The sequence below is a fragment of the Lyngbya sp. CCY1209 genome (assembly GCF_035615495.1).
Lineage (GTDB): Bacteria > Cyanobacteriota > Cyanobacteriia > Cyanobacteriales > Microcoleaceae > Limnospira.
The window spans coordinates 1-23,351 of the sequence record NZ_JAJENU010000421.1; the positions used below are offsets into that span (position 1 = coordinate 1).

Consider the following 23,351-nt stretch of genomic DNA (forward strand, 5'->3'; position numbering starts at 1 on the left):
GGAACTGTACCCGACGAAGGTTGTAAATCTGCCAAAACTTCCGCGACGGACTGATAGCGACTTTTGGGTTTGGTTTCAACCAAACGGTCTAAAATTTTGCCGAATGAGTCACTGACCGGATTTCCATTCAAATAATCTCGCCAGACCCATTCCACCTCCATCGCATCATACAAATCAAAAGGATTCATCTGAGTCAACAAATGCAAGCAGGTGACACCCAAACTATATAAATCGCTGGTATATTTGGGTTTTCCCACTGCCTGTTCTGGGGCGCAGTATTGCGCCGAACCGATAACCGTTCCGGTGACACTGAGGGACGTGCGCGACATCTGTTTGGCGGCACCGAAATCCACCAAGACTAATTTTTTATCGCTTTTTCGTCTGATGATATTTTCCGGTTTGATGTCCCGGTGAATGACTTTTTCACTGTGGACAAAATCCAAAACCATCAATAAATCTTCTAACAATGACCGAATTTTCTTCTCGGTGAACACGCCATTGTTATCTAATTCTTGTTGCAGCGTTTCCCCGTCGATAAATTCTTGGACTAAATATTGCCGGTTATCGGCTGTGAAATAGGCTAAAAGTTCGGGGATTTGGGGATGTTTGCCCAGTTCTTCCAGGCGCCGCGCCTCCTGGTCGAACAGTTCGGCGGCTTTTTGTAGTGTAGCGGTTCCCTGCGCTTGGGGGAGAAACTGCTTGATGACGCAGGGGGGTTTGGAGGGTTTGAAGTCATCGACGGCGAGGAAGGTGCGTCCGAAGCCACCCTGTCCGAGGATGCGTTGAGCCTGGTAGCGTTCGAGGAGTCGCAGTTTGCCCCCACATTTCTGGCAAAACTGGGAACCGTCGGGGTTGCGGTGGAGACAGTCGGGGTTGAGGCACTGGCTCATGATTCGGGATGGTTATGGTTACTGATACCTGATTTTATTCAATGGTTTCATGGCAAAATCAGGTTATTTTGACGAAATAATCCTCCGTGTCCTGGAGTGCCTCCGTGGTTTTTCAAGTCAAACCGCTTACATATTTCCCCCCTCGCCCAAGATTGGGAGAAGGGTCGGGCGATGCCCTGAGCTGGGTCATTGGGGATGAGGGTCGAATCCAGTGCTGGGTTGTGACACGCTGACGCCGTTGGCGAAACATAACTTAACACGCTAAAACCCTCGAAATCTCGGGGTCGCCTCTCGCCATCCAATATATTTTTGTAAAGTCACCAAATGCACCATCACACAGACTGTTGATAAAAGCAACCTGGGCGGGGACTCCTTTGCGAGATAGCAGTAGGTAAGAAGTTTCCGTGACCACGCACCAAGTTGTAATCAATGGTTCATCAACTTTTTTTAAGGCTCGTTTTGCCGCTTCGTGGTGGGTGTCACGGCGGTCAGCAAGGGCCAACCAAAATCCCGTATCAACGACGATCATGCTTGGCTTGCATTTCAGTTTTTAGGACGGATTTATAATTGCTGGAAAGATCGCTTTCGACAGAGCAACAGCCGATGAAGCCCGATCGCTCTAACTTTTCAAAGGGATGTCGATTTTTTTCTTGTTGTAGCTTTTGTCAATCGCAGCGCCCAGAATGTCGGAAAGCTGTTGTTCTGTTTGTTCTTGAATTGCGGCCAATTGTTCCGCCGTGCGATCGCTCAAATGAGTTTCGATTTTTAACATTTTTATTCGGCGTTTAAAGGTTTGTATTGCCATCAATTTTAAATGAAAAATATCAAAGTGTCAACGGGCATAATGAACGGCTCCGAGATTGGGAGAGGGGTTTGGGATGAGAACCGAATCTTAAGTTTTCTTAAATTAATTGTAAATAAATGAATCCGATCGCAACGAAACATTGCAAGTCATTAATAAAAATTAATTGTCATTCAGTTTCGATCGCCCGCCCCCGAACCCGATCGCACCCTTTCCACCCGGACGAGAATCCGCCCAAACCCCCGCCAGACGGGGACTTTGGCATCAAATGGGTCCGACGCGATCGCCAAAATGTTAAATTAAAAATTTGTGAAGATCGGGTGATCAAACGTCCACCGAGTTGACTTTCGTGATATTAGTTAAAAGTGATTCTCAATATTGCCGTTCGATAGGCTTAATTAACTATGGGTACCGATCGCTCTTCCGCCGATCTCAGCTTCAACCCCTCAGATCGAAACTCAGTTTGGCAAAAATTCACCTACATCGGAAACCACGGCACCGAGAAACGGGCGGGAGAGCCATCTGGAGCCGATCTCGTCGCCGTCGGAAATCCGTCGCACACCAACAGTTTCCCCCTCTCCACCGCCCGGGCGGGCGATCGCCTGCGGATCGTCTCCCTCGACTGCGACGGGGCGAATGCGCGTCTGATGGGGATGGGATTGATGCCCGGTACCGAAATTAATGTCATTAGCTGCACCGGCAATGCCAGCGTCATGGTCGCTTTGAACGATCATCGCCTGGGACTCGGGGCGGACATGGCGCGATGTATCCGAGTCGCCCCCGTCTGGGAGACGCCGCCGGACGCCGCCGAGTCCGAAGAACAACCGATATCCGAACACTCAAAAAGGAAGCGATCGCCAATGAACAGCCAAACCGAAACCCCACGGGTGACACTGCGGGACGCCGCCATCGGTTCCCGGTTGCGGGTCGTGGGCTACGACCCCACCGCCCGGGCCTACAAACGGAAATTGCTGGCGATGGGACTGACGCCCGGAGTCGAATTTACCGTCACCCGCCACGCCCCCCTCGGAGACCCCACCCAGATTCAAGTCCGGGGATTCTATCTGAGTTTGCGAAAAGACGAGGCCGATGCCCTAAAAGTCGCCCCCGCCGAATAGCAGGGCCGTTTCATTCTCCCCTGAGAAATGGTTGGGGAAGCAGAGGAAACAGAGGAAGAAAGGGGGGAATTAATTATTAATTGTTAATTATCAATTATCAATTATCCCCACCGCCCCCGGCAATTTTTAACCGAGAATGAAACGGCTCTGCTTGCCGAATCAATAGAAGCAGATCTTAAGGAGGAACCGGACGTGAGTCAATCCATCCAACTCAACCGCCGACCCGAAACCGAAAAATCCCTCTACGCCATCGCCCTCGTCGGCAACCCCAACTGTGGCAAAACCACCCTGTTCAATGCCCTCACCGGCAGCAGCCAGCGGGTGGGCAACTGGCCGGGGGTGACGGTGGAGCGCAAAGAGGGCAGCTACCGTTACGATAACCAGACGGTGACGGTGATCGACCTGCCGGGGGTCTATTCCCTGGACGTGGAAGACGCCAGCACCGGCCTGGACGAACAGGTGGCGCGGGACTATTTGCTCTCCGGGGAAGCGCAACTGATCGTCAATATCGTCGATGCGTCGAACCTGGAGCGCAACCTGTACCTGACGACGCAACTGCTGGAAATGGGGATGCCGATCGCGATCGCCCTCAACATGATGGACCTGGCGAAAAAGCGGGAAATTGCGATCGAAGCCGAGCAACTCTCCCGCCGCCTGGGGTGCCCCGTCATCCCCATGAGCGCCAGCAGCGGGCGGGGCGTCGATCGCCTCAAAGACGTGGTCGCCGACGCCATCCAATCCCCCCAACTGCCCCAGGCTCAAGTCGCCTATCCCCCCGTCATCGAAGCCGCCCTAGCGGACATTTCCGAAGCTCTCCGGAGGGGCGACACCTCCCCGAGTGACGCCCGCTGGCTCAGTGTCGGCCTGCTGCAATACGACGACAGCCACGCCAACATCGATCGCGACGTACTCGGGCGCATCGCCACCCACCGCCACCGCATCCACCAAACCCTCGGCGACGATATCGATTTATTGATCGCCGACGCCCGCTATAGCTGGATTCACCAGATCTTGCAAGACGTGACAGCCCGCGGCAACGTCATGGGGCAGCACCTGTCCGATCGCATCGATGGCGTCGTGTTAAGCCGCGCCTGGGGCATCCCCATCTTCCTGGCGGTGATGTACCTGATGTTCCTGATCTCCATCAACTTCGGCGGCGCGTTTATCGACTTTTTCGATATCGCCTTCGGCACCATTTTCGTCGGCGGCATCGCCCACGGACTCGAACAGATCGGCGCCTCCGGTTGGCTGATCGGTTTTCTGGCCGACGGGGTGGGCGGCGGTATCCAAACCACCGCCACCTTCATCCCCCAAATCGGCTTGATGTTCATCTGCCTCGCCATTTTAGAGGACTCCGGCTATCTGGCCCGGGCCGCCTTCGTCATGGACCGGTTCATGCGGTTCATGGGGCTCCCCGGCAAATCCTTCGTGCCCATGATGGTCGGTTTCGGGTGCAACATCCCCGGCATCATGGCGACCCGAACCCTGGAAAATCGGCGCGATCGCCTGATGACCGTGCTGATGAACCCCTTCATGTCCTGCGGGGCACGGCTTCCCGTCTACGCCCTATTCTGCGCCGCCTTCTTCCCCCGCAACGGCCAAAATATCGTCTTCATGCTCTACATCATCGGGATTTTCGCCGCCGTCTTCACCGGACTGGTCCTCAAACACACCCTGCTGCAGGGCGAGGCGTCCCCCTTCGTGATGGAACTGCCCCCCTACCACATCCCCACCCCCAAAGGCGTAGCGATCCGGGCCTGGGAACGGTTGCGGGCCTTCATCACCCGGGCCGGTAAAATGATCGTGATCATGGTCGTGATTTTGGGCCTGCTCAGTTCCGTGGGCACCGACGGCTCCTTCGGCAAGCACGACAGCCAGGACAACCTCCTCAGCGCCGTCAGCCGCACCATCACCCCCGCCTTCGCCCCGATGGGCATCACCCAGGACAACTGGCCCGCCACCGTCGGCATCTTCACCGGAGTCTTCGCCAAGGAAGTGATGGTGGGAAGTATGGATGCCCTGTATACGGAACTGGCCAACCAAGAAGCCGGGGCGGATGAAAATCTCGCCGCCGAACCCCCCGAAGCATACAACTTCTGGGGCGGCATGGGAGAAGCGATCGCCTCCATCCCCGCCAATTTGGCAGATTTGGGCAACCAGGTCTTAGATCCCCTCGGATTGGGTATCATGGATAGCGCCGGCGACCAACAGGCCGCGGCAGAAGCCCAAGAAATCAGCTATACCACCTTCGGGCAGATGTACAAGCGCTTCGGTTCCCCCCAAGCCGCGATCGCTTTCCTCCTGTTCGTGCTCCTCTACTTCCCCTGCGTCTCCGCCACCGCCGCCGTCTACCGGGAAACCAACCTGGGTTGGACGATCTTCGTCGGCGCCTGGACCACCGGACTCGGCTACTGGGTAGCAACATTCTACTACCAAGCCACCCGGATCGGTCAAAATCCCGAAGCGGCAACCACCCTCGCCGGACTCTGCCTGGTCATGGCCGCCGTCCTGACCGGCTTGAAAGTGGCCGCCAAACGCCGTCAGATCAATTGATAATTGATAATTATCCAAGTATCAATTTCTGAGAAACCGGGTTTTTAACAGCATCTCAAATTCCTCCGAACCACTCGGATAAAAACCCGGTTTCTAAAACCACACCCCACACCCCACACCCCACCCCCCAAACCATGATACTCACCCAACTCCAAAACCACCTCAAAACCCACCGCCGCGCCTCCCTCGCCGAGCTCGAACACTCCCTAAAAGTCGATGCCGACGCCCTGCGGGGGATGCTCGGTAAACTCATCCAAAAAGGGCGAGTTTGCAAAATTAACGGAAAAGCCTGCGGTGGCTGTCACAGTTGTGCCCCGGAGGCGATCGAATTTTACGAATGGACCGCCCATTAAACCGCCCCCTTCCATAGAACCCCAAGGAGCGAAATCAATGCTTTCCAAAGCAATGACCGACCAACTCAATCACCAGATCAACCTGGAGATGTATTCATCCCATCTCTACCTGCAAATGAGTGCCTGGTGCGCCTACAAAGCCCTCGACGGTTGCGCGTCATTTCTCAGCCAACACGCCGCCGAAGAAATGACCCATATGCACCGCCTCCTCAACTACGTCCAGGAAACCGGAGCCCTCGCCGTCGTGGGCGGCATGGAAGCCCCGCCCACCCAGTTCAACTCCCTCAACGAACTGTTCGAGCAAATTTACGAACACGAGCGGTTTATCACCAGCAAAATCAAAGATCTCGTCCACCTCGCCACCGTCGAACCCGACTATTCCACCCTGCAATTCCTGCAATGGTACGTCGCCGAACAACACCAAGAGGAATTCTTATTCAAAGGAATTCTCGACAAAATCGAACTAATCGGCACCGAAGGCCAGGGCATCTTTTTCATCGATCGCGAAATCGCCACCCTAGCCACCAACCCAGCCAAAGAAACCACATCCATGACCCCCGCCGTATGACCGTCCGACACCGATCGTGATAAATTATTAGAGGAGGTAGAAATAGGATTTTCGAGATGTCCGATCGCCCAGACCGCGCCGCCCTGGAACGGGCCTTAGTGGAAGCCATCAACGACGAATATAAAGCCTGTGCCACCTATGGCAAGATCATCAAAAAATTCGGTCCAATCCGCCCATTTGTCAATATCATCGAATCGGAAAAGCGCCACATAATGGCGCTAATTCCGCTGTTCAAAAGATACGAAATCCCCATTCCCGAAGACGACTGGGAAACCCGGGTGACAGCTCCCGCCTCCGTGCAGGAAGCCTGCGAAGCCGGCGTTCGGGGAGAAATAGAGAATGCCGAAATGTACCGGCGGTTGCTATCTGAAACCCGCAACTATTTCGACGTGCAGACGGTATTCTTAAACTTGCGGCGAGCCTCCCAATTCAACCATCTCACCGCCTTCCGACGCTGTGCCGAACGGGGCGGCACGGCATCCCCACACCGTCAGGGAATGAGAGGTGGCTGCGGTGGCGGCGGCGGCCGGGGTCGCAGACACCGCCGCAGAGGCGGCTGGGGAAACAATTGATCATCGATAATTAATAATTAATTTCTCCACCTCAACCTCCCAAACCAAAATCATCTGCGAAAATCTGCGAAATCTGCGGATTCCTTCATTCAGCAAAAAGGTACATTGACCATGACAGACGCAACAGTAACACCAGAGGTGCAACCTTCGGCCGGTTCGGAACTGGCGCCCCAGTTGGGCAAATTTTTGGACGAATACGATGAAATCGTGACGATTTTGCCGGTGGTCGCCGGATTACTCGTCACCAGCCGCCTGCGACTCCGCGGCGCCCAGGCTTTGCTGGTCAATTTGCTGATGGCGGCGATTATCCGCCAGGTAGTCGGGCAGTTGAAACGGCAGGCCCACGCCACCCCCGCGACGGTTCAAACCGCCGACGCCCCGGCATCCGACAAAAACGGCGCGACCCCCGGCCAACAGGAAGATTACACCATCGTCCATTCCGTCCCGGGGCGGATTCGGCTGCGGATTCCCCGCCTGACGGTGGATGCCCTCTACGCCAAGCGGTTGGAAAAATTGCTCTCGGAGGACAGCCGGGTGAAATACGTCCGCATCAACCGGGCGGCATCATCTTTGGTGATTCAATACGACGGGGCCGGGGTGTCCGAACTGGAGTTGGGCATCTACTTGCTCAACATTTTGGAACAAGCCGAAGCGATCGCATCGGAAACGACATCATGACAGCTTTGAAATCAATGCCGGAGGAGAACTCCGAATTTCCACCCGTCCTTTTATCGTCCGGCGAATGCCAGGTCGTCCACCGCATTCCGGGGCGGACCCGATTTCGCATTCCCTTACTCGGGGAAGATCCAGACTCCACGGCGGCGGTGCGGGAAGTCCTCGAATCCACCCCCGGCGTCACCGACATCCGCATCAATCGAATGTCGCGATCGCTCGTCGTCCGCTACTTTCCGGAATCCTCGGTCGAAGCGCAAATTTGTCGGCGGGTGTCGGACTATTTGCGACAGTTGGCGGGGCGGGACGAAACCGAAACCGACCTTTCGACTGCCGAGGAGACGACTGAAGAAGATGCGGGATCGAATTTGCGCCTGCCGGTTGCTGCCGTTTCCCTGGCGTTGCTGAGTCGGTTTCCTCGACTGGGGGGGCTGCGACTCGTGGCGCGAGTTGCCTTTCTGGCGGCGGCGTTCCCCGTGGCGCGGCGGGCCTTCGAGAGCGTGGTGGTGCGGCGGCGGTTGAATATCGACTGCCTGGATTTTCTGGCCCTGAGTTTGAGCGCGGGGCAGGGCAAGTTAGTCACCCCGGCGATGGTGATCCTGCTGCACGAGTTGGGGGACGCCATCCGGGAGCGGACGGCCCGGGCGACGGAGGTGCAGACGGCGACTTTGATGGACGCGATCGGCCGGTTCGCCTGGGTGAAATACGACCCCGATCGCGAACCGGAACAAATTCCGAGCGATCGCGTCCAAGTCGGAGATACGGTCGTCGTCTATCCCGGCGAACAGATCCCCGTGGACGGCACGGTATTGCAGGGGGAAGCGGTCATCGATCAGCAGAGTTTGACCGGGGAGGCGATGCCCGTCGTCCGCCGTCCGGGGGAATCGGTGCTGGCTTCAACCCTGCTGCGGTCCGGACAGCTTTACCTGCGGGCCGATCGCGTCGGGATGCAGACCCGGGCGGCGTTGAGCATCGAATTATTGCAAAAAGCCCCCGTCCACGACACCCGCATGGCGAACTACGCCGAAAAAGTGGCCGATCGCCTCATCTGGCCGTCTCTATTGCTGGCGGCGATCGTTTTGGGGGCGACCCGCGACCCGGCCCGGGCGGCGGCGATCCTCACCCTCGATTTCGTCACCGGCATCCGGGTTTCCATCCCGACGGCATTTCTCGGCGCCCTCAACCACACCACCCGCCACGGGATTTTGGTCCGCAGCGGACGGACCCTGGAACAGTTGGCGGAAGTGGATACGGTGGTTTTCGACAAAACCGGCACCCTCACCGAAGGAACCATCGCCATTACCGGCGTGACAGTGGTGGAGGGGGGATTGCCCGCCGACGAGATCGCCCGGTTAGCCGCGGCGGCAGAACAGCGACTCACCCATCCGGTGGCCGAGGCGATCGTCGAATACGCCCGAAATCAAGGCCTGACGATTCCCACCCGGGGGGAATGGTTCTACGAAGTGGGTCTGGGGGTGCGGGCCGTCATCGACGAACGAGAAATTTGGGTCGGCAGCGAACGCTTTTTGGAACTCTCCGGCGTGGAGTGGGGCGGCGGTTTGCCCGAGTTGGACGGGGAATCCCAATCGTTGATTTATGTCGCCTGCGATCGCAAATTCCAGGGCGTGATCCGATATACCGACCCCCTGCGGCCCGAGAGCGATCGCCTGATCCGCGCCCTGCAAGAATCCTACGGCATCGAGGTGCACCTGCTCACCGGGGACAACCCCCAGCGAGCCGCCCAGGTCGCCCAGAAACTCAGCATCCCCACCTCCCGCGTCTACGCCGAAGCCTTCCCCGACGAAAAGGCCCGCATCGTCCGCAACCTGCACCGGGCCGGACGCACCGTCGCCTTTGCCGGGGACGGCCTCAACGATTCCGTCGCCCTCGCCTACGCGGATGTTTCCATCTCCTTCGAGCGGGGTTCGGATATCGCCCGGGAGACGGCGGACGTGGTGTTGATGAACAACAACTTATTGGACTTGTTGGAAGCAATTTCCATTTCCCGCCAAACCCGCAACCTGATCGACCAAAACATCGCCCTCGTCGTCGTCCCCAACCTCGCCGCCCTGGGGTTGGCTTCTACCATCGGCCTCAACCCCCTGGTGGCAACGGCCGTCCACAACGGATCGGCGATCGCGGCGGGGGCGAACAGCCTGCGGCCCCTGGTCGAACACCAGTTGGATTGGCGGAATTCCGGCTGACCGGATTTTCGGATTTGTCCGTCAAATTGTTGCCAATGCTTCTCATTTGACGGGCAATTCCTGCTACGCTGGGAATCAGTAGAACTGTTATCTCCAACGTCCTATGTCTCTCGTTCACTTGGAAAAATCGGTACTGACCTTCCACTTCCGAGAAATGCTCGAAGGCGGACACGGCAATCACCCCCTCGTCTGGGTGGGGTTGGGCGTCCTGGTTTTGGGACCGAAACTGCTGCCGAGTCTCAGCCAAACATCTCAACCCGCCACCCCGGTCAAAAAAGTATTGCCCCCGTCCCGCCGAACCGAAGTTCCCCTGTCCCAGTGGGTCGCCGAGGCGAAGCGGCGGGAGATGTCCGCCGCCGCCTCTTCCCGCGTCGTCGATGCGGAGGTTCGTCCCCTGTCGATGTTGAATTGATCCGATTATTTTTCTGACAAAGCGATCGCGCGTTGACAAATTGAGGAAGCCTCAATTTCAAGGGAGTTTGAGTTTTTCCGACTCCCTAATACCGACTCCCGACTCCCGCGCGAAGCGCCATCAAAGCGTTGCCGTCTGAATCCGTCCCTCTGTTCCCAAAAAAGTTCAGCCGGCAACGTCAGTTTGACTTAATCCTCCGATGTCGAGGATTTTGCAGCGGAAAGGGCTGGAGTTTGGGCGACTTTTTGCTGCAGGCTTTCGGCCTGGGCTTCGGCTTTCGCCTCCGCGACGATATCCGCCATCACTTCACCCGTCTCGGCCAGTGCAACTTTGGTCTTTTCCAACAGTGTCACGCCGGATTTTAGCGTCGATTTGAGGACGGGTTTCACCAGGGGTAAAACCACCGGCGTCAGGGCAACCGCAGCCACTCCGACGACGATCGCCCTCGTATTCGGGTTGGCTGTCAGCTCGGCGATCCGCTGCCGCAATCCAGTTGCCCCCTGATAGTTGTATTGTTCCATCATTTTCGTTCCTCTTCTATGCCGGGATGCCAATGGCATGACATCCCACATTTATTTTACTCTATATCGGTGCGATCGGGGATATTTTTTTTGGCTTCCGTTATTGATAAAAATTAAGGATTGCCATCGCTTCAAACTGCCAAAAAATGAGGCGAAAGTCATCAATTGGAACGTCCTGTTGCCGGGGGAAAAGTGACGCGATCGCTTGACCGTTTCATCACTTCCCGGGTGGCATAGATGGCACTGACCAGAATCTCGGCGGCGCGATCGATTTCGGATTCGGTGGTAAACTTGCCGACACCAATTCGCAGCGCACCTTCGATCGCATTTTGGGGCAAACCGATCGCCCGCAAAACGTGGGATGGCGCTTCGACTCCGGAAGAACAAGCCGCCCCCGTGGAAATGGCGAGGCGATCGCGCACTCGGGCGATAATCGCACTGTTGGGAACGTCGGGAATGGAAACGTGCAGGTTTCCCGCCAGTCGATTATTAATATCTCCATTAATCACTAAATCGGGGATTTTTTCAAGTAGAAAATTCTGCAATTTATCCCGCAATTTAGCAATCCTTATCTCATCTTCCGCCATCTCCGCACCCCGCAGGCGGCAGGCTTCCCCCAACCCGACAATTCCCGGCACGTTCAGGGTTCCGGGACGGATTCCCCCCTGGTGTCCGCCACCGAATCGAATCGGTTGCAAGTGATAACCTTTTCGCATCACCAACGCGCCGACTCCTTTCGGGCCGTAGAGTTTATGACCGGAAATCGCCAGATAGGTGATGCCGGATTCCTCGAAATCGACGGGGATTTTTCCGACGGCTTGGGACCCGTCGCAGAAAAAGGGAATGTCGTGGGTTCGGGCGATTTTGCCGATATCCGCGATCGGATATATCGTCCCAATTTCGTTATTTGCCGCCATCACGCACAGGAGGGAAATGCGATCGGCACAAACTTTTTCTATTTCTTCTAAGTTCAGTCTCCCCCGGGAATCAACCCGCAAAAATATCAACTCTGCCATTCCTTTTTTTTCTAAAGCCTGACAGGTATCTAAAACGGCTTTATGTTCCACCGGAGAAAGGGCGATTCGCGGTTTTTTGGGATTGAGAGATTCAGCCAAAATACTCCCTTGAATTGCCAAATTTATGCTTTCAGTCGCGCCGGATGTGAAGGTGATTTCTTTCCGGGAGGCGCCGATTAATTCCGCCACTTGAATCGCGGCTTTGGATACGGCTTTTTTGGCGCGATCGCCCCAAATATGATCGACACTGTTGGCATTCCCAAATTCTACCGTCATGTAATGCAGCATCAGTTCCGCTACCCGGCGATCGCTTGGGGTGGTGGCGTGGCAGTCGAGATAGATGGGGGAAGATTCGGTCATTCTCTTTATCCCACGGCAAACTCCGTATAACGTCGCACTTCCGGCGGATGAAACCCCAAAACAATCTGATGTTTTGGAATTCCAGCCCTCACCAAATCATCCGCTATTCCATCCTCCAAACCGTCCTCATGAATCCAAACCTTATCCCCCACAATTTCCAAGTGAACGATACAGCCATGTACGCGCTTTCCATTCACCTCTCCCACGGTCAACAAAACATAATTTTTGCGATCTTCCCCGATCGCCAGCTTTCGTTCTAAATGGCCGTGAGCATAGGGCAATCGTGCATATTCCTTCAAAATCGGAGCGATGATTTGATAATAATGATCTAAGATATCCATTGACAGATCGCCTCCTTTTTTTCGTCAAAGACAATCAAACTTAACCGCTTATTTCTCAACAAAACCTCGCCAATTGGCTCTTCAAAAATGTCTTCAAAAACATCCTTTTTTATCGCCAGATACAGCGACCGTTCTGGCTCGATATCTTGCATGATATCATAATATAACACATATTGCCCCAAGGCATTCTCCACTACTGTCATGTAATGCAGCATCAATTCCGCCACCCGGCGATCGCTCGGGGTGGTGGCGTGGCAGTCGAGATAGATGGGGGGAGATTCAGTCATCGGATAGGAATTTATCGAGCTTGTTGATAGAGAGAACGGGCAAAATTTAAAAGTTCTGTTTGTTTTTCTTCGGGAAGTCGTTCGAGTAACAATGAAACTTTATCGGTGGTGGTCAACCATTGTTTTGTTTTGGCTTGCCAAACGACAATAAATTGCTGTATATCAAGCGGACAGAGAGCTTTCATTTCTCCCTGTTCGTCGGAAAATTCAACCTCAAAATGGGTGGCATCCAAACATTCAACGATCGCACCTCGATCGCCGATGGATAACTGATATTCTGGCAAGTTCGAGAGGAGTTCTACAATATCAAAGAGTTCGGGTTTCATCATGATCGCTTTTTAATAAAAAGAGTAATCAGTCGAGCTTGTTTGGAATTTTCGGGAATTAACCAACCTGTCCGCACCGTTTCGATTTGGGCGGTTTCGATTCCTTGAATTTCGAGATCGATTTGGTATCTTGTACCGTACTGGTCTTGATTTTGGGGGATCGCTTCGGCATCGAGAACTTTCTGATGAATTTGGTCAAGTAATAATTGATAGTTGTCTATTGTATAGCCTAAATATTTGGCAAACATCAAGGCTTTATTTTTGCCTTTTGGGTTGTCTGGGTTAAGAGCATAATCGGTGAGTTTACGACGCTCAATCAGGATTTCATCGACCAGTTCTCTGAGTTTCATGGCTCATTCGAGGATGTGGGAGACTTTAACATCGAGTAAATATTTTACGTTCATGAACGACTTACTTCATTACCTCGTGTTCTGCTTTTAATTTCAATAACCGACTCACGGATGACGGCGGATTTTCATCTTGTTGACGTTCGGACTGTAGGCAATATTCCAACCAGTTGCCTATGTATCGGCTGACTTCTTCCCGATTGTGGAGATAATATAAAATTGTGGCGTACACTTGCTCCAAAGTGAGGCATGGGTAGGCGATCGCAATTTCCTCGGCGGTGCGACGGCGATAGATGTACTCATACAGAATCGTTTCGATACCGATTCGCGTGTTTTTGATCCGAATATCGTTGGGTGCGATCGCATCAAAATAATCGATAATTTTCATGGTCTTTCCGTTCTGTTTCTTGCTATTGTAGCTTAAAGGCTAACTTGGATTAAAGTTTTCATCAGCCATAAATTTTAGCATCAGCGATCGCGACCCCGACGAGCCAACAAGCGATCGCGCACCCCTTCGGGATCGAATCGACGCTGGTTTTGCCGGCGAATTTCCTCGGCGCGATGTTTTCGTTGCTGCAAATAGTTTTCCACGTCCTCCTGTCGTCGCAAGTAAAACGCGATCGTCGCATAGATGTCGGCGAGTTGTAAAGACGGATATTGAGATGCAATTTCCTCGGCCGTTGCCCCTTGATTAAAAGCGGCAACAACGGTATCTAAAGTGACTCGCGTTCCGCCAACGCGCACCACTCCATCGGGATGGAATTCTAAAGGGACGGGTTCGAGGGGAATTGAAAATGTCATGGGTTTCTCCTTGGTTATGGATTCTCTCCATTATAATAACTGAGCCTCCCTCAATACCTGCTGCCGAATCAAAGGACTCAACCCCGCTTCCGTCACGATATCCACCCGACATCCCAACAAATCCTGTAAGTCCATCAACAAATTGAATCAATAATCTCTTGAAAATTCATGATTAACTTCCCTCAACTCAGGATATCTATAAAAATAGCATATCCGCGATCGCGATCGCCTCAAATTGGGTCGGTGCTGCTGGCGTTGCCTATGTAATGCAACATCGATCGCTTGCGGTGGTGGCGTGGCAGTCGAGATAGATGGGGGGATATTCGGTCATCGGAAATTAAGACAGATACACCCAATCCTGAGAAAAACCCTGATTTTTTGCCAATCCTAACAGAGGGCCGATCGCCGATTCATAGGCATTCATCAAGCGATCGCGATCGAGTAAGTCTTCTGTTGATAAATTGAGATCGCTGATAAATGGTTCGATTTGTTTCTCCCACTTTTTCTGAGCCAGTAAATCGTGGGAAGTCACCAAACCCAAATGCTGAAGATAAACGAATTGATAGAAATATCGGGACGATGGCAAATTGTTAGACTTGGCAGAATTGACTTCTGGGACTACCGGAACTAAATTCCATAATTGATCGTGGGCGACAAATGACCAGGGCAAATAATGATCCAAGCTGAATCGAGAATAATCTAAGATCTCCCCGGAATAAATGCAGCGAGTTTCGGGATGCTGATTTAAGGTTAATTTCCAATATTGTGTTTGTTTTGATAGGGGTTGCCGCTTGGAGGGCATAAATAATTTATTCACCAAAGCGGGGGTGTTGGGGTTGCGTTTTTGCATATATCCCAACCACTCCCAAGCCGCCCAAGCCCGAACGATCACATAATTTTTTTCTAAATATTCCGCCCAACTGGGATGGATGATAATCGCCTGACAATGTTGCTTTTCTCTAGAATCAAAACAATACAGCGGTTTTTTGGAATTAAAATACTGCCCCGCCAATCCCGGCATCGCCAATTCCAATTCGTTACCCCGACCCCGGCTTACTCCCGCCGCTTTGATTTCTTGTTCTAGGAAAGGTGCAATTAACCGAAATGGAACATATCGAGAAAAATGAGATATAATATCTTTTAAATTTTGGGCAGAAATCGCTTTTCTGAGCAGTCTTTTATCGGTGTCGGTAAATTTGAGGATCGGTTCGGAAATTTCTAATTTTAAGGAATCCAGTTTTTTTGCGATTTGATCCTGCGTCCCGAAAGACAATTTAAAGTAAGTGTGGGGATACCAGGCATTCGCCAACATTTCGACGATGATCTCTTCAAAGCTGATTGACGATAAAACCTCAAACTCTCTGCGTCTCAAAATATCCAGCAGAGACAGGAAGAACAGATATTTATAAGAATTTGTCGTATCTGCGAACAGTCCGGAGAGTGCCGCCACATCCACATCTTCAGACGGGGGCAGTTCGGCGGGTTGTTCCACGGGTGCGATTTTTTCCAAAGCCATCCAGTCCCCCAAATACAGCCTGACAAATTGCCGAGAGGCATCTGGGTTGATGCCTTCGAGGGCTTGGGCGATATCCACAACGGTTTCGGCTGTGGGATCGACCTGGCCGTGAAACCATCGGTTAACCACGGTGCGTTTGGCGTCTAATGCGATCGCCAGTTGGTTTTGACTGATCCCGCAGTCTTCTAACGTCTGTCTGAGTGCGTCGCCTGCTTTGCCCATGTTCTCTATGTTGCCAGAGAAGCCGGGAACCGTAAATGTAAACATTTATGTATACACATTTACTCGAAATTTGTTAACATATATGATAACATCCCGTTGAGATTTCATCAGCCTATGTCATACCGAGATAGCCTGTATACCTGGTCAGTGGTGCGTTTGCTGCCCGATATGCGTCGGATCACCGTCGGGCGATTCTGGAAGCGATCGGATGCTGACGGACATCTGGGACTTCTGCGACGGTTGATCCCCTGGGGTCGGTTCGTGGTGGTTTTCGATCCCCCGCCTGACTTGACACGCAAAGCCGATCAATGATTGATTTTTATTCCCAGTCCCTTCGGCTGGGAATGTTATGATTTTTATGAAATGCTTGAAAAAGCGATTTTTTACCAAATAATCGCTGCTTTTTGAGTCGCAAAATCATATAAATATGACATTTTAATTTATACTGAAGACTCGAAAACTTACAAATGACACGCCAAACAGGGTTCGTCCTCATCTTCTTCATCTAAGACGGAAGATAGCACGTCCGCTAGAGGTCGATTCGGAGGCGATTTTTTGGCTTCCTTTTCCATTGATTTTTGATGATTTTCGATAATTTCCTCCTTCCGTTCGAGGAGTTCGAGCAGCGTTTCCCCGTCCGTCCAGGTGTAATTCCTGCCGTCCCGGTGATTTTGCTCGTATTCAACCGCCTGGGCAAACAGGTCGGGATGTTCCTCCGCCAGCTTCACCCATTCGTATTTTCGCTGAAAAAAGCAGAAAAAGCAACCGGAGCGACTGCGCCACCGATAATAGTCGGGGAGTCCGATGCCACTCTCCTCCAGCAATCCCATGATGTCGGATTTGACCAAACCCCGCTCCTTAAACGGATAGACGGGGCGGATGTTCGGCTTGGTGGAGATATAGCCGTTTCGGTTTTCGTCGGCTCGGATGCCGATATAGCTGATCGTTTCGTCGTCTCCGATGAATTCCTCCAAGGGCTTGATTTTCATCATCACGGTACACCAGCGCTTTTGGGGGGAGGGGAGCAACCCGTCATGAACGTCGAGCCAGTGATCGAACCCTCGCTTGGCGCTGAGATAGTGGATCGTAATCCCCAAGCGGGCTTTGATGCGATCGAGATATTCGTAAGTCTCCGGCAACTCCTTGTGAGTGTCGCAGAAGAAATATTCCATCTGCGGCACTTCTTTATGAAGGAGGATGGCAAGTGCAGTGCTGTCCTTGCCACCGGATAACCCGAGGATATGTCGGACGGGTTTGTTACTCATATCTTATAATTTTCCCACATTTCGCGCTGCTCACCCTAGTCTAGCAAAATTTGAGAGCGCTTTTTTACCAAATTTTACTCAAATCCAGAACGAATCCGGGCAAGATCGGATCGCCACTCACCGCAGCCGGATGATTGAGGCAGTCTACCGGATTGCCGGGACGATAAATGTAAACTCGACGTTGTTTTCGGTCGATCAGCCACCCCAGTTGCACTCCATTATCGATGTACTGTTGCATTTTTTCTCGGAGTGGTTTTAATGTGTCAGATGCCGATCGCAATTCCACCACAAAATCGGGGGCGATCGGTGCAAATTTTTCCTGCTGTTCCGGCGTGAGGGCGTCCCACCGTTCCAACTTTATCCAAGCCGCATCCGGGGAAATTTCCGCTCCGTTCGGTAAGGTAAAACCCGTACTGGAATCAAACCCAATTCCCGTCCCGTCTCCTTCAGTCCAGTTATAAAGCTGCCCGAGCAGTCTAAAATTGCGTCCGCCCGTTTCGCTGCCGGTGGGGGGCATAATCACCAATTCTCCCGTTTCCGTGCGTTCGAGGCGCAAGTCTCGATTGAGTTGACAAAGTTCAAAAAACTGCTCCGGGGTAAGCTCGATCGCGGGATGGAGATGCAGCACCAAAGGATGATGTTTAACCGTCTTCGAGATGTCCGTCGGATTCATGGTCAATCACCTTAATTTTGCGATCGATTCACACTGATTTTATCTTCTTCAGGCTTCCGAGTTTGACGCTTTTCCTGCATTTGGGCAATATTCTCCTGGGATACCGCCCCCAAAACTCTCTCTGTCAGTTTGGCAACCAAAGCCTGCTGAAGTTGAGGATTGTCCCGCACCAGGGAATTTTGTAAGATATCTTCAACCAACGCCTCGATTTTATCCTCCGACTCGTGTTCCACCCAAACCATGCGGTGGGTTTCTTCGCCGTCGGGACGGGTGACGGTAATCCGCCGCGCCTCGAATCCCTCGCCCTTGGCGGCGACCTCTTTTTGCAGGGCTTCCAAGTTCTTAAACCGCCGCGCGATGTCGCTGAGTTTCATCTCGAATCCGGTGGCGTCCGCATCCGTCCAAGACTCGGCGGGTTTGTCCGCGACGATCATCACCAACGCTTCCAACCACTGCCGATCGCTCTTACTTTCGTCCGCCGCGGCCCGGGCAAAACTCTTGAGGATGCGTTCCAAACACTGACCGCTAATATAACTCGCCCGAACCCGCAAATCTTCCCGCAGGCGAGTTTCCGGACTCCTGATCCCGAAGGCCTCGTACAACTGGGCCTGACAGTCATTCAACAGGCAATCGTAGGCCGTCTGAATCTCCCGCAACGCCTCCACCAACTTGCCGCGCAGGGTCTTGGCCGTGGTGGTATCCTCCGCCTTTCCGGTCGTGATGGCGGGCAATCCGCAAGCCTGCGGCAGGGACGTAAACACCAATTCATCCGGTTCTTGATCGCGCTTCAACGCCTGCAAAACCCCCACCGCTTCGTCACTCAGACGCCGGGTTTGGGCGGTGTAGGCGGGCAGTTTTTTGACGAATTGAAATAGCGGTTTGACCACCGTCAATAACGTGACATTGCGAACCCCCGCTTTGTTGAGGGGTTTGCGGTTTCCCCACATCGCCTCCAATTCTTTGAAAACCTGCGATCGCAATCCCACCACTTCAAAATATTTCACCGAAAAGCGATCGGGATACCTCACCAATATCTCGAAATGTTCCAATCCCAACACCGGGATAAACGTGCCGTCTTTGTAAACCCCCACATCGTCCACATGGTAAAGCAGCACCGCCGCCAAAATATCGCGATCGCACCCTGTTTCATGCCGTAGGGGGGCGCTTGCAGGCGTTGATACAGCAAATCTAAGGTTTGCTGCCGTTCCTTCGCCTCCAGACAAAAGGTTTCGATCGCCTCCCAAACCGTGGAAATTCCCGAATCTTCCGGCGGGGGATAAAATCCCCACTCGCCATCCTCGCACCGATGAATTTTCGTCTCATTCAAAACCGAATAATAAATACTCACTTCCGGGCCGTATCCTTCCAACCCCAACCGTTCGCGATCGGCCCGATCTAACATTGCCGAAATCAACTCCAATCTCGCCTTCGCGCCTTGGGAGGTGAGGTCGCGGCGGTTGATCAATTCGTTCCACAGAACCGGCGTTTTGGAATAAACCCCGTCGCACACCCGCGACAGTTGCGCGTTTAAATCGGTGACGTGATTGAGGGTTTCTCGCCCTCCCAAAATCCAGCAAACATTGTGATTTTCCCCCACGTCGAAAGCCTGACTGAGGGTGTCGTCGAACAATTCTTCCGCCTGCACCAAACGATAGCGCACTTCCCGCCGCGCCACCCCGTCGCTTTGCAACTCCGGCGCGTTGTGTTGGACGTGCCGCAGGGCCGCAAATTCCCGCGCCTGCATCCGCAGCGTCTCCAATTTCGCGGCACAAACCACGATCAAAGGTTTGCCGTCCGCCGTCATTTCCGGAACGCGATCGGGCAATTCTTCCCCCACCCAATAGGCGATCGCGCCGTCGGCATTTTCGAGGGTACAAGCGAGGGTCGAAAGCTGTTCTAAATTATCCAAATAGCGCCGTTCAAAATAGCGCAATGTACCCGTAAGATAACTGTGCCGTTGGGCGACCAGCGGTTCCATCGGGCGGATGTCCGACAGCAGATCCACCAGGGGGGAGCGATCGCTTGCCAGATAGTCCGCGATCGCGCGATCGACGTTGAAATCCGACCCCTCCCAAATCCGCAATTCGTCCACCTGCCGCCGGTAGGTGACGATCCCTTTTTGCAACAAGTTATCGATCGCGTTTTCCCACTCCCGGGACTCGTCAACATCGTCGCCCATCGCCAATGCAACGAGCGATCGCGTCGCCTTCAGTCCCCCCGTGGTGGTGACGATATTTAACGTTCCGATGGTTTTGAGCACCCGCAAACTGTCATTATCCAGGGTTTTAGAAACGTCGTTGATCAACCCCTGCACTTCGATCCACCGCTGCAATTTCGGGCGGGAAGTGATCCCCATCCCCACCGCTTCGATAAAGTAATCGTAAACGCGATCGAGCTTCAGCGTCGGCAGTTTCGCCCCGTCCGCCGCCGTCTCTTCCAAGTAGCGTTTGAACGAATAGGGTTCGGCACTGGTGAGGAATGTAAATAACGAGCGATCGTTCTGGGCGTATTGGGTGCACAATTCCGGCAACACCAACGCCGTCACCGGATGCAGGGGATAGGTCGCAGACACCACGTCGGCGCTAATCTCCGAGGTGAGTTCTGAAGGCAGCAAATCGAACCATTCTCTCGCCCGGTTATCGATCACGCAGGCAAATTTTTCAGCCTCCGAAGAATCGATCGCTTTGCCGATCAACCGCATCATTTGCGGGGCCGAATCTTTGAACGGAATATCCTCGAATCTTCCCTGAATTTTCGCCCATTCGTTGCGCTGAACCGAAGCCAAGCGCTCCCCGTAGTCCGCGAAAGCCTGGTGCAACAATCCGATCAGATAAATCGGCGCATCGCTCTCCCTCGGCAGTTCCGCCAATTGCTGTTTTTTCCCAATTCATCGATCAGGATCAAAACCGGAGCTTTGGCCGCTTTAGAAATTCCTCTAACTAACTTGAGAATATTTTTAGTTTTGATAGATTTTCCGTCTTCGATCTCGACATATAAATCCATCAATTCTCGGGCTATTTGCGACCTTTTACCCGGTTTTATATCCTTCCAAAAATTTTCGGAACCATGATACAGCGCCCTGACGATTGTATGGCTCAACGGTTCCCGCTGGGCCGTGACAACCGCCCGAAAAAAACCGGATTCCGGAATAATTTTGGTCAGCGATTCGTACTCGTCACTCTCCGCCCCCAAGGTCGATTCTAACAGTGAAAAAGCCCGCTGACGCGCATTATTTTCCCCGTCCCCACAGGCGGCAATGAGGAACTGGGCGAAAGACGATTTCCCGGTTCCGTAGACTCCGGTCAATGTCCAGGCGCGATTCGCTTCCGGGTTGGCAAATCCGGTCAAAATCCGCCGCAGCGCATCCAGCGATCGCTCGGTGATAATATATCCAGCCAATGCTTCTTCTCGGTCCAAATCCCGCTCGATATTGATCGAACGAGAATAGCGCCGATTCAGGCCAAAATAATCCGATAAAAATTTAGTCATAATTGCTTCCGTCCCGCCTCAAATTATAGTATCGTTCTATTATAGAATCTGCCAAGTCTTGGGGATTTTCGGTAAAGGAAAATTGAATCAACCCAGCCGCTTCCGACAGGGCGATCGCATCCCATCCCCGCGCCACCCGTTCGATCGCCTCGCAGACCGCACTTTCGGGCAACTTGAACACCATCCCCGGACTGCCGACATCGTAAAGCAGCCGGGACAGGGCGATCGTCCGCTGTTCCCGCCCCACGAAATTCGCGTATTCCAGACAGGCCGCGACCACAATTTCGGCGGGCAGATTCCGCTTGTTGTTGACCCGAAACGTGTAATATTTTGTATTTCCAGAACGGTGGATCAATCCCAATTCCGCGAACGGACAGTCGATAGAATCCTCGCTCACCTTCGCCTGGGATTTTTGTCTGACGTACATCCGCAGGATGCAGCTCACATCTTTATTGATCGAAGAATCGGCGATATTATTTTTCAGCGTTTTTCCGTAGTCCGACACCCCCAAAAACAGATCGTTTTGGGAAAATTCCACCGGGCGAAACTGATTGAAGGTATAATGCCAAGCGGCAGCGTCGCAGGTGGGTTTGAGCAAATTCCAGTGCAGCAGCCACAGAGAAGCCGGATCTTCCAAAAACGGGTCCCACCCGCCATCCTTTAAAAGATTGTCGCCGAATTCCGTCGGGCGATCGCTTTCCAAAATTTTAAACGCCTTGCACCAGTAGCGGATCGATCGCACCATATTTTTCCCCACCCCGAGACGCACCGGCGCATCTTCCGCGAGAAATACGTCGCTATCTTCTTTGGCTTTATCAAAACCCTTTTTGAGCCAGCCAAACCGAGGGTGAAAGGTTTCGTGGCGGGCAAAAACCGGATTCACCAAGGCTTGCTGGTTCGGGAGATTAATATTGAGGGGAACTTGAATCATCAATTAATTGCAGACAAAATACTATTGTTGCCAATGAGGGTCGCTGCGAGAAACACGAACAACAAAACGTCACCTCTCACATCGAACCACACCGCGATCGCGTCGTCAACCCGTCCCCCGATCCCGAGGGCGATCGCCGGCCGCGATCGACTAAAAGCGCCACAAAAATTCGTTATTTTTTCTCCGACAAAATCCACTCCGACAAAATCGGATTCACCAACTCCGGCGCCTCATCCTGGGGACAATGCCCCACCCCCTCCAGCGGCACGAACCGTTTCACCGCCTCAAAATTGGCGAACTCCCGCCCCAGGGCGATCGGTTCCCAGGGGTCCTCCGTCCCCCACAAAACGATCGCCGGACAGGGCAAAATCGGCAGCAGATCCTCCGGTAAAGGACCCTGGGAATAGCGGGTAAACGCCGCGAACACATCCACCGCCCCCCGATCCCGGGCCGGCGTCAGCAGCATTTCCACCAATTCATCCGTGACGGCATCCGATCGCCGGTAAGCTTGCAACAGGACCCGACGCACCGTCCGGGGGGTGGCAATTTGCCGAAAAAATAACTCGCTCACCCACCGCAGGCCCAAAACTTGCTGGGCGACTCCCGCGCCGAAGCTGCGATACCAGGGAATCTCCGCCCGCTTGCGATCGTGCAGCAACCGCAACGAACAGTTTAACAGCGCCACGTCGCGGGCGACATCCGGATGGGACACCGCCGCCTGCATCGCCACGATACAGCCGATGGAATTGCCCACCAAATGGGCCGGTTCGCCGACCACCTGGCGACAAAAATCGGCCACCAGATCCCCCCAGGTTTCAAAGGTGTAGGATACGGTAGCCGAGGGCAGGGGTTTAGCCGACCCCCCGAACCCCAACAGGTCGATCGCGAACACCCGGCACTTTTCGGCCAAAACGGGGATATTTTTGCGCCAGTGTCCCCAACTCGCGCCGAAGCCGTGAATCAACACCACGGCCGGCCCGGTTTCTCCGGCGGCGGTGTAGCAGATGGGAAACCCTTTCCAAAGCCAAGTTTGAGTCGTGACAGTTGCTGCGGTCATGGGGCAAATGAATAATGAAAAATGAACAATGAAAAATTCCCGACTCCCCACACCC

28 protein-coding genes are annotated in these 23,351 nt (G+C 53.4%); 9 read left to right on the forward strand and 19 right to left on the reverse strand.

The window, feature by feature from the left end; genetic code table 11:
* The 3 genes from LKE08_RS12710 to LKE08_RS12720 all read right to left on the reverse strand — a co-directional run.
* A partial coding sequence (locus LKE08_RS12710) for a serine/threonine-protein kinase (RefSeq protein WP_324704601.1) occupies positions 1-890 on the reverse strand: 890 nt, incomplete at its 3' end.
* A 253-nt stretch (positions 891-1,143) separates the two neighbouring features.
* Positions 1,144-1,419, reverse strand: a complete 276-nt coding sequence (locus LKE08_RS12715; RefSeq protein ID WP_324704602.1) for a PIN domain-containing protein — start codon at positions 1,417-1,419, stop codon at positions 1,144-1,146.
* 90 nt (positions 1,420-1,509) lie between these two features.
* Complete coding sequence (locus LKE08_RS12720) at positions 1,510-1,662, reverse strand: hypothetical protein (RefSeq protein WP_324704603.1); 153 nt, start codon at positions 1,660-1,662, stop codon at positions 1,510-1,512.
* A gap of 434 nt (positions 1,663-2,096) precedes the next feature.
* On the opposite strand from LKE08_RS12720, the gene LKE08_RS12725 reads away from it, so the two are divergent.
* The 8 genes from LKE08_RS12725 (at position 2,097) to LKE08_RS12760 (ending at position 10,144) form a co-directional block, all read left to right on the forward strand.
* A complete protein-coding gene (locus LKE08_RS12725) occupies positions 2,097-2,810 on the forward strand; it encodes a FeoA family protein (protein ID WP_324704604.1) in 714 nt (237 codons plus the stop codon).
* 204 nt (positions 2,811-3,014) lie between these two features.
* Positions 3,015-5,363, forward strand: a complete 2,349-nt coding sequence (feoB, locus tag LKE08_RS12730; protein ID WP_324704644.1) for a Fe(2+) transporter permease subunit FeoB — start codon at positions 3,015-3,017, stop codon at positions 5,361-5,363.
* Positions 5,364-5,497: 134 nt separating this feature from the next.
* Positions 5,498-5,716, forward strand: coding sequence for a FeoC-like transcriptional regulator (locus tag LKE08_RS12735; protein ID WP_324704605.1), 219 nt, complete (start codon positions 5,498-5,500; stop codon positions 5,714-5,716).
* A 37-nt stretch (positions 5,717-5,753) separates the two neighbouring features.
* On the forward strand, positions 5,754-6,284 hold the full coding sequence (ftnA, locus tag LKE08_RS12740) for a non-heme ferritin (RefSeq protein ID WP_324704606.1): 531 nt from the start codon (positions 5,754-5,756) through the stop codon (positions 6,282-6,284).
* A 56-nt stretch (positions 6,285-6,340) separates the two neighbouring features.
* Positions 6,341-6,856, forward strand: a complete 516-nt coding sequence (locus tag LKE08_RS12745) for a DUF2202 domain-containing protein (RefSeq protein WP_324704607.1) — start codon at positions 6,341-6,343, stop codon at positions 6,854-6,856.
* Between the two features lie 111 nt (positions 6,857-6,967).
* Positions 6,968-7,534 (forward strand): HMA2 domain-containing protein, encoded by a 567-nt coding sequence (locus tag LKE08_RS12750; protein ID WP_324704608.1) that lies wholly within the window; start codon positions 6,968-6,970, stop codon positions 7,532-7,534.
* A complete protein-coding gene (locus LKE08_RS12755) occupies positions 7,531-9,732 on the forward strand; it encodes a heavy metal translocating P-type ATPase (protein ID WP_324704609.1) in 2,202 nt (733 codons plus the stop codon). Before LKE08_RS12750 ends, LKE08_RS12755 begins: the two co-directional genes overlap by 4 nt.
* Before the next feature lie 103 nt (positions 9,733-9,835).
* Entirely contained in the window at positions 9,836-10,144 is a 309-nt protein-coding gene (locus LKE08_RS12760; protein WP_324704610.1) for a hypothetical protein, read from the forward strand.
* A 188-nt stretch (positions 10,145-10,332) separates the two neighbouring features.
* On the opposite strand, the gene LKE08_RS12765 is transcribed toward LKE08_RS12760, so the two are convergent.
* The 9 genes from LKE08_RS12765 to LKE08_RS12805 form a co-directional block, all read right to left on the reverse strand.
* Complete coding sequence (locus tag LKE08_RS12765; protein ID WP_324704611.1) at positions 10,333-10,668, reverse strand: DUF5132 domain-containing protein; 336 nt, start codon at positions 10,666-10,668, stop codon at positions 10,333-10,335.
* Between the two features lie 158 nt (positions 10,669-10,826).
* The gene (locus tag LKE08_RS12770; RefSeq protein ID WP_324704612.1) at positions 10,827-12,041 is read right to left on the reverse strand and encodes a cysteine desulfurase family protein; all 1,215 of its coding nucleotides are present in this window, start codon (positions 12,039-12,041) and stop codon (positions 10,827-10,829) included.
* Between the two features lie 5 nt (positions 12,042-12,046).
* Positions 12,047-12,382, reverse strand: coding sequence for a XisI protein (locus tag LKE08_RS12775; protein WP_324704613.1), 336 nt, complete (start codon positions 12,380-12,382; stop codon positions 12,047-12,049).
* Positions 12,370-12,669 carry an element excision factor XisH family protein gene (locus LKE08_RS12780; protein WP_324704614.1) on the reverse strand — a complete coding sequence of 100 codons (300 nt, stop codon included), beginning with the start codon at positions 12,667-12,669 and terminating at the stop codon, positions 12,370-12,372. Before LKE08_RS12780 ends, LKE08_RS12775 begins: the two co-directional genes overlap by 13 nt.
* 11 nt (positions 12,670-12,680) lie before the next feature.
* Positions 12,681-12,998 (reverse strand): DUF4926 domain-containing protein, encoded by a 318-nt coding sequence (locus LKE08_RS12785; protein WP_324704615.1) that lies wholly within the window; start codon positions 12,996-12,998, stop codon positions 12,681-12,683.
* Entirely contained in the window at positions 12,995-13,345 is a 351-nt protein-coding gene (locus LKE08_RS12790; protein ID WP_324704616.1) for a DUF6883 domain-containing protein, read from the reverse strand. Before LKE08_RS12790 ends, LKE08_RS12785 begins: the two co-directional genes overlap by 4 nt.
* Positions 13,346-13,406: 61 nt before the next feature.
* Positions 13,407-13,730, reverse strand: a complete 324-nt coding sequence (locus LKE08_RS12795; protein ID WP_324704617.1) for a DUF433 domain-containing protein — start codon at positions 13,728-13,730, stop codon at positions 13,407-13,409.
* A gap of 80 nt (positions 13,731-13,810) precedes the next feature.
* Positions 13,811-14,143 carry a DUF433 domain-containing protein gene (locus tag LKE08_RS12800; protein WP_324704618.1) on the reverse strand — a complete coding sequence of 111 codons (333 nt, stop codon included), beginning with the start codon at positions 14,141-14,143 and terminating at the stop codon, positions 13,811-13,813.
* A gap of 337 nt (positions 14,144-14,480) precedes the next feature.
* The gene (locus tag LKE08_RS12805; RefSeq protein ID WP_324704619.1) at positions 14,481-15,881 is read right to left on the reverse strand and encodes an HNH endonuclease domain-containing protein; all 1,401 of its coding nucleotides are present in this window, start codon (positions 15,879-15,881) and stop codon (positions 14,481-14,483) included.
* 114 nt (positions 15,882-15,995) lie between these two features.
* Between LKE08_RS12805 and LKE08_RS12810 the strand changes: the two genes are divergently transcribed.
* The gene (locus tag LKE08_RS12810) at positions 15,996-16,193 is read left to right on the forward strand and encodes a hypothetical protein (RefSeq protein WP_324704620.1); all 198 of its coding nucleotides are present in this window, start codon (positions 15,996-15,998) and stop codon (positions 16,191-16,193) included.
* Between the two features lie 149 nt (positions 16,194-16,342).
* On the opposite strand, the gene LKE08_RS12815 is transcribed toward LKE08_RS12810, so the two are convergent.
* From LKE08_RS12815 to LKE08_RS12845, 7 genes are all read right to left on the reverse strand, one after another.
* Positions 16,343-17,146 (reverse strand): phosphoadenosine phosphosulfate reductase family protein, encoded by an 804-nt coding sequence (locus LKE08_RS12815; protein ID WP_324704621.1) that lies wholly within the window; start codon positions 17,144-17,146, stop codon positions 16,343-16,345.
* 64 nt (positions 17,147-17,210) lie between these two features.
* Positions 17,211-17,819, reverse strand: coding sequence for a Uma2 family endonuclease (locus tag LKE08_RS12820; protein ID WP_324704622.1), 609 nt, complete (start codon positions 17,817-17,819; stop codon positions 17,211-17,213).
* An 11-nt stretch (positions 17,820-17,830) separates the two neighbouring features.
* Entirely contained in the window at positions 17,831-18,934 is a 1,104-nt protein-coding gene (locus tag LKE08_RS12825) for a hypothetical protein (protein ID WP_324704623.1), read from the reverse strand.
* A complete protein-coding gene (locus LKE08_RS12830; RefSeq protein WP_324704624.1) occupies positions 18,844-20,688 on the reverse strand; it encodes a hypothetical protein in 1,845 nt (614 codons plus the stop codon). Before LKE08_RS12830 ends, LKE08_RS12825 begins: the two co-directional genes overlap by 91 nt.
* Positions 20,646-21,308, reverse strand: a complete 663-nt coding sequence (locus tag LKE08_RS12835; protein WP_324704625.1) for a hypothetical protein — start codon at positions 21,306-21,308, stop codon at positions 20,646-20,648. Before LKE08_RS12835 ends, LKE08_RS12830 begins: the two co-directional genes overlap by 43 nt.
* On the reverse strand, positions 21,301-22,239 hold the full coding sequence (locus LKE08_RS12840) for a DUF4007 family protein (protein WP_324704626.1): 939 nt from the start codon (positions 22,237-22,239) through the stop codon (positions 21,301-21,303). Before LKE08_RS12840 ends, LKE08_RS12835 begins: the two co-directional genes overlap by 8 nt.
* A gap of 172 nt (positions 22,240-22,411) precedes the next feature.
* Entirely contained in the window at positions 22,412-23,296 is an 885-nt protein-coding gene (locus LKE08_RS12845; RefSeq protein ID WP_324704627.1) for an alpha/beta fold hydrolase, read from the reverse strand.
* Positions 23,297-23,351: the final 55 nt, after the last annotated feature.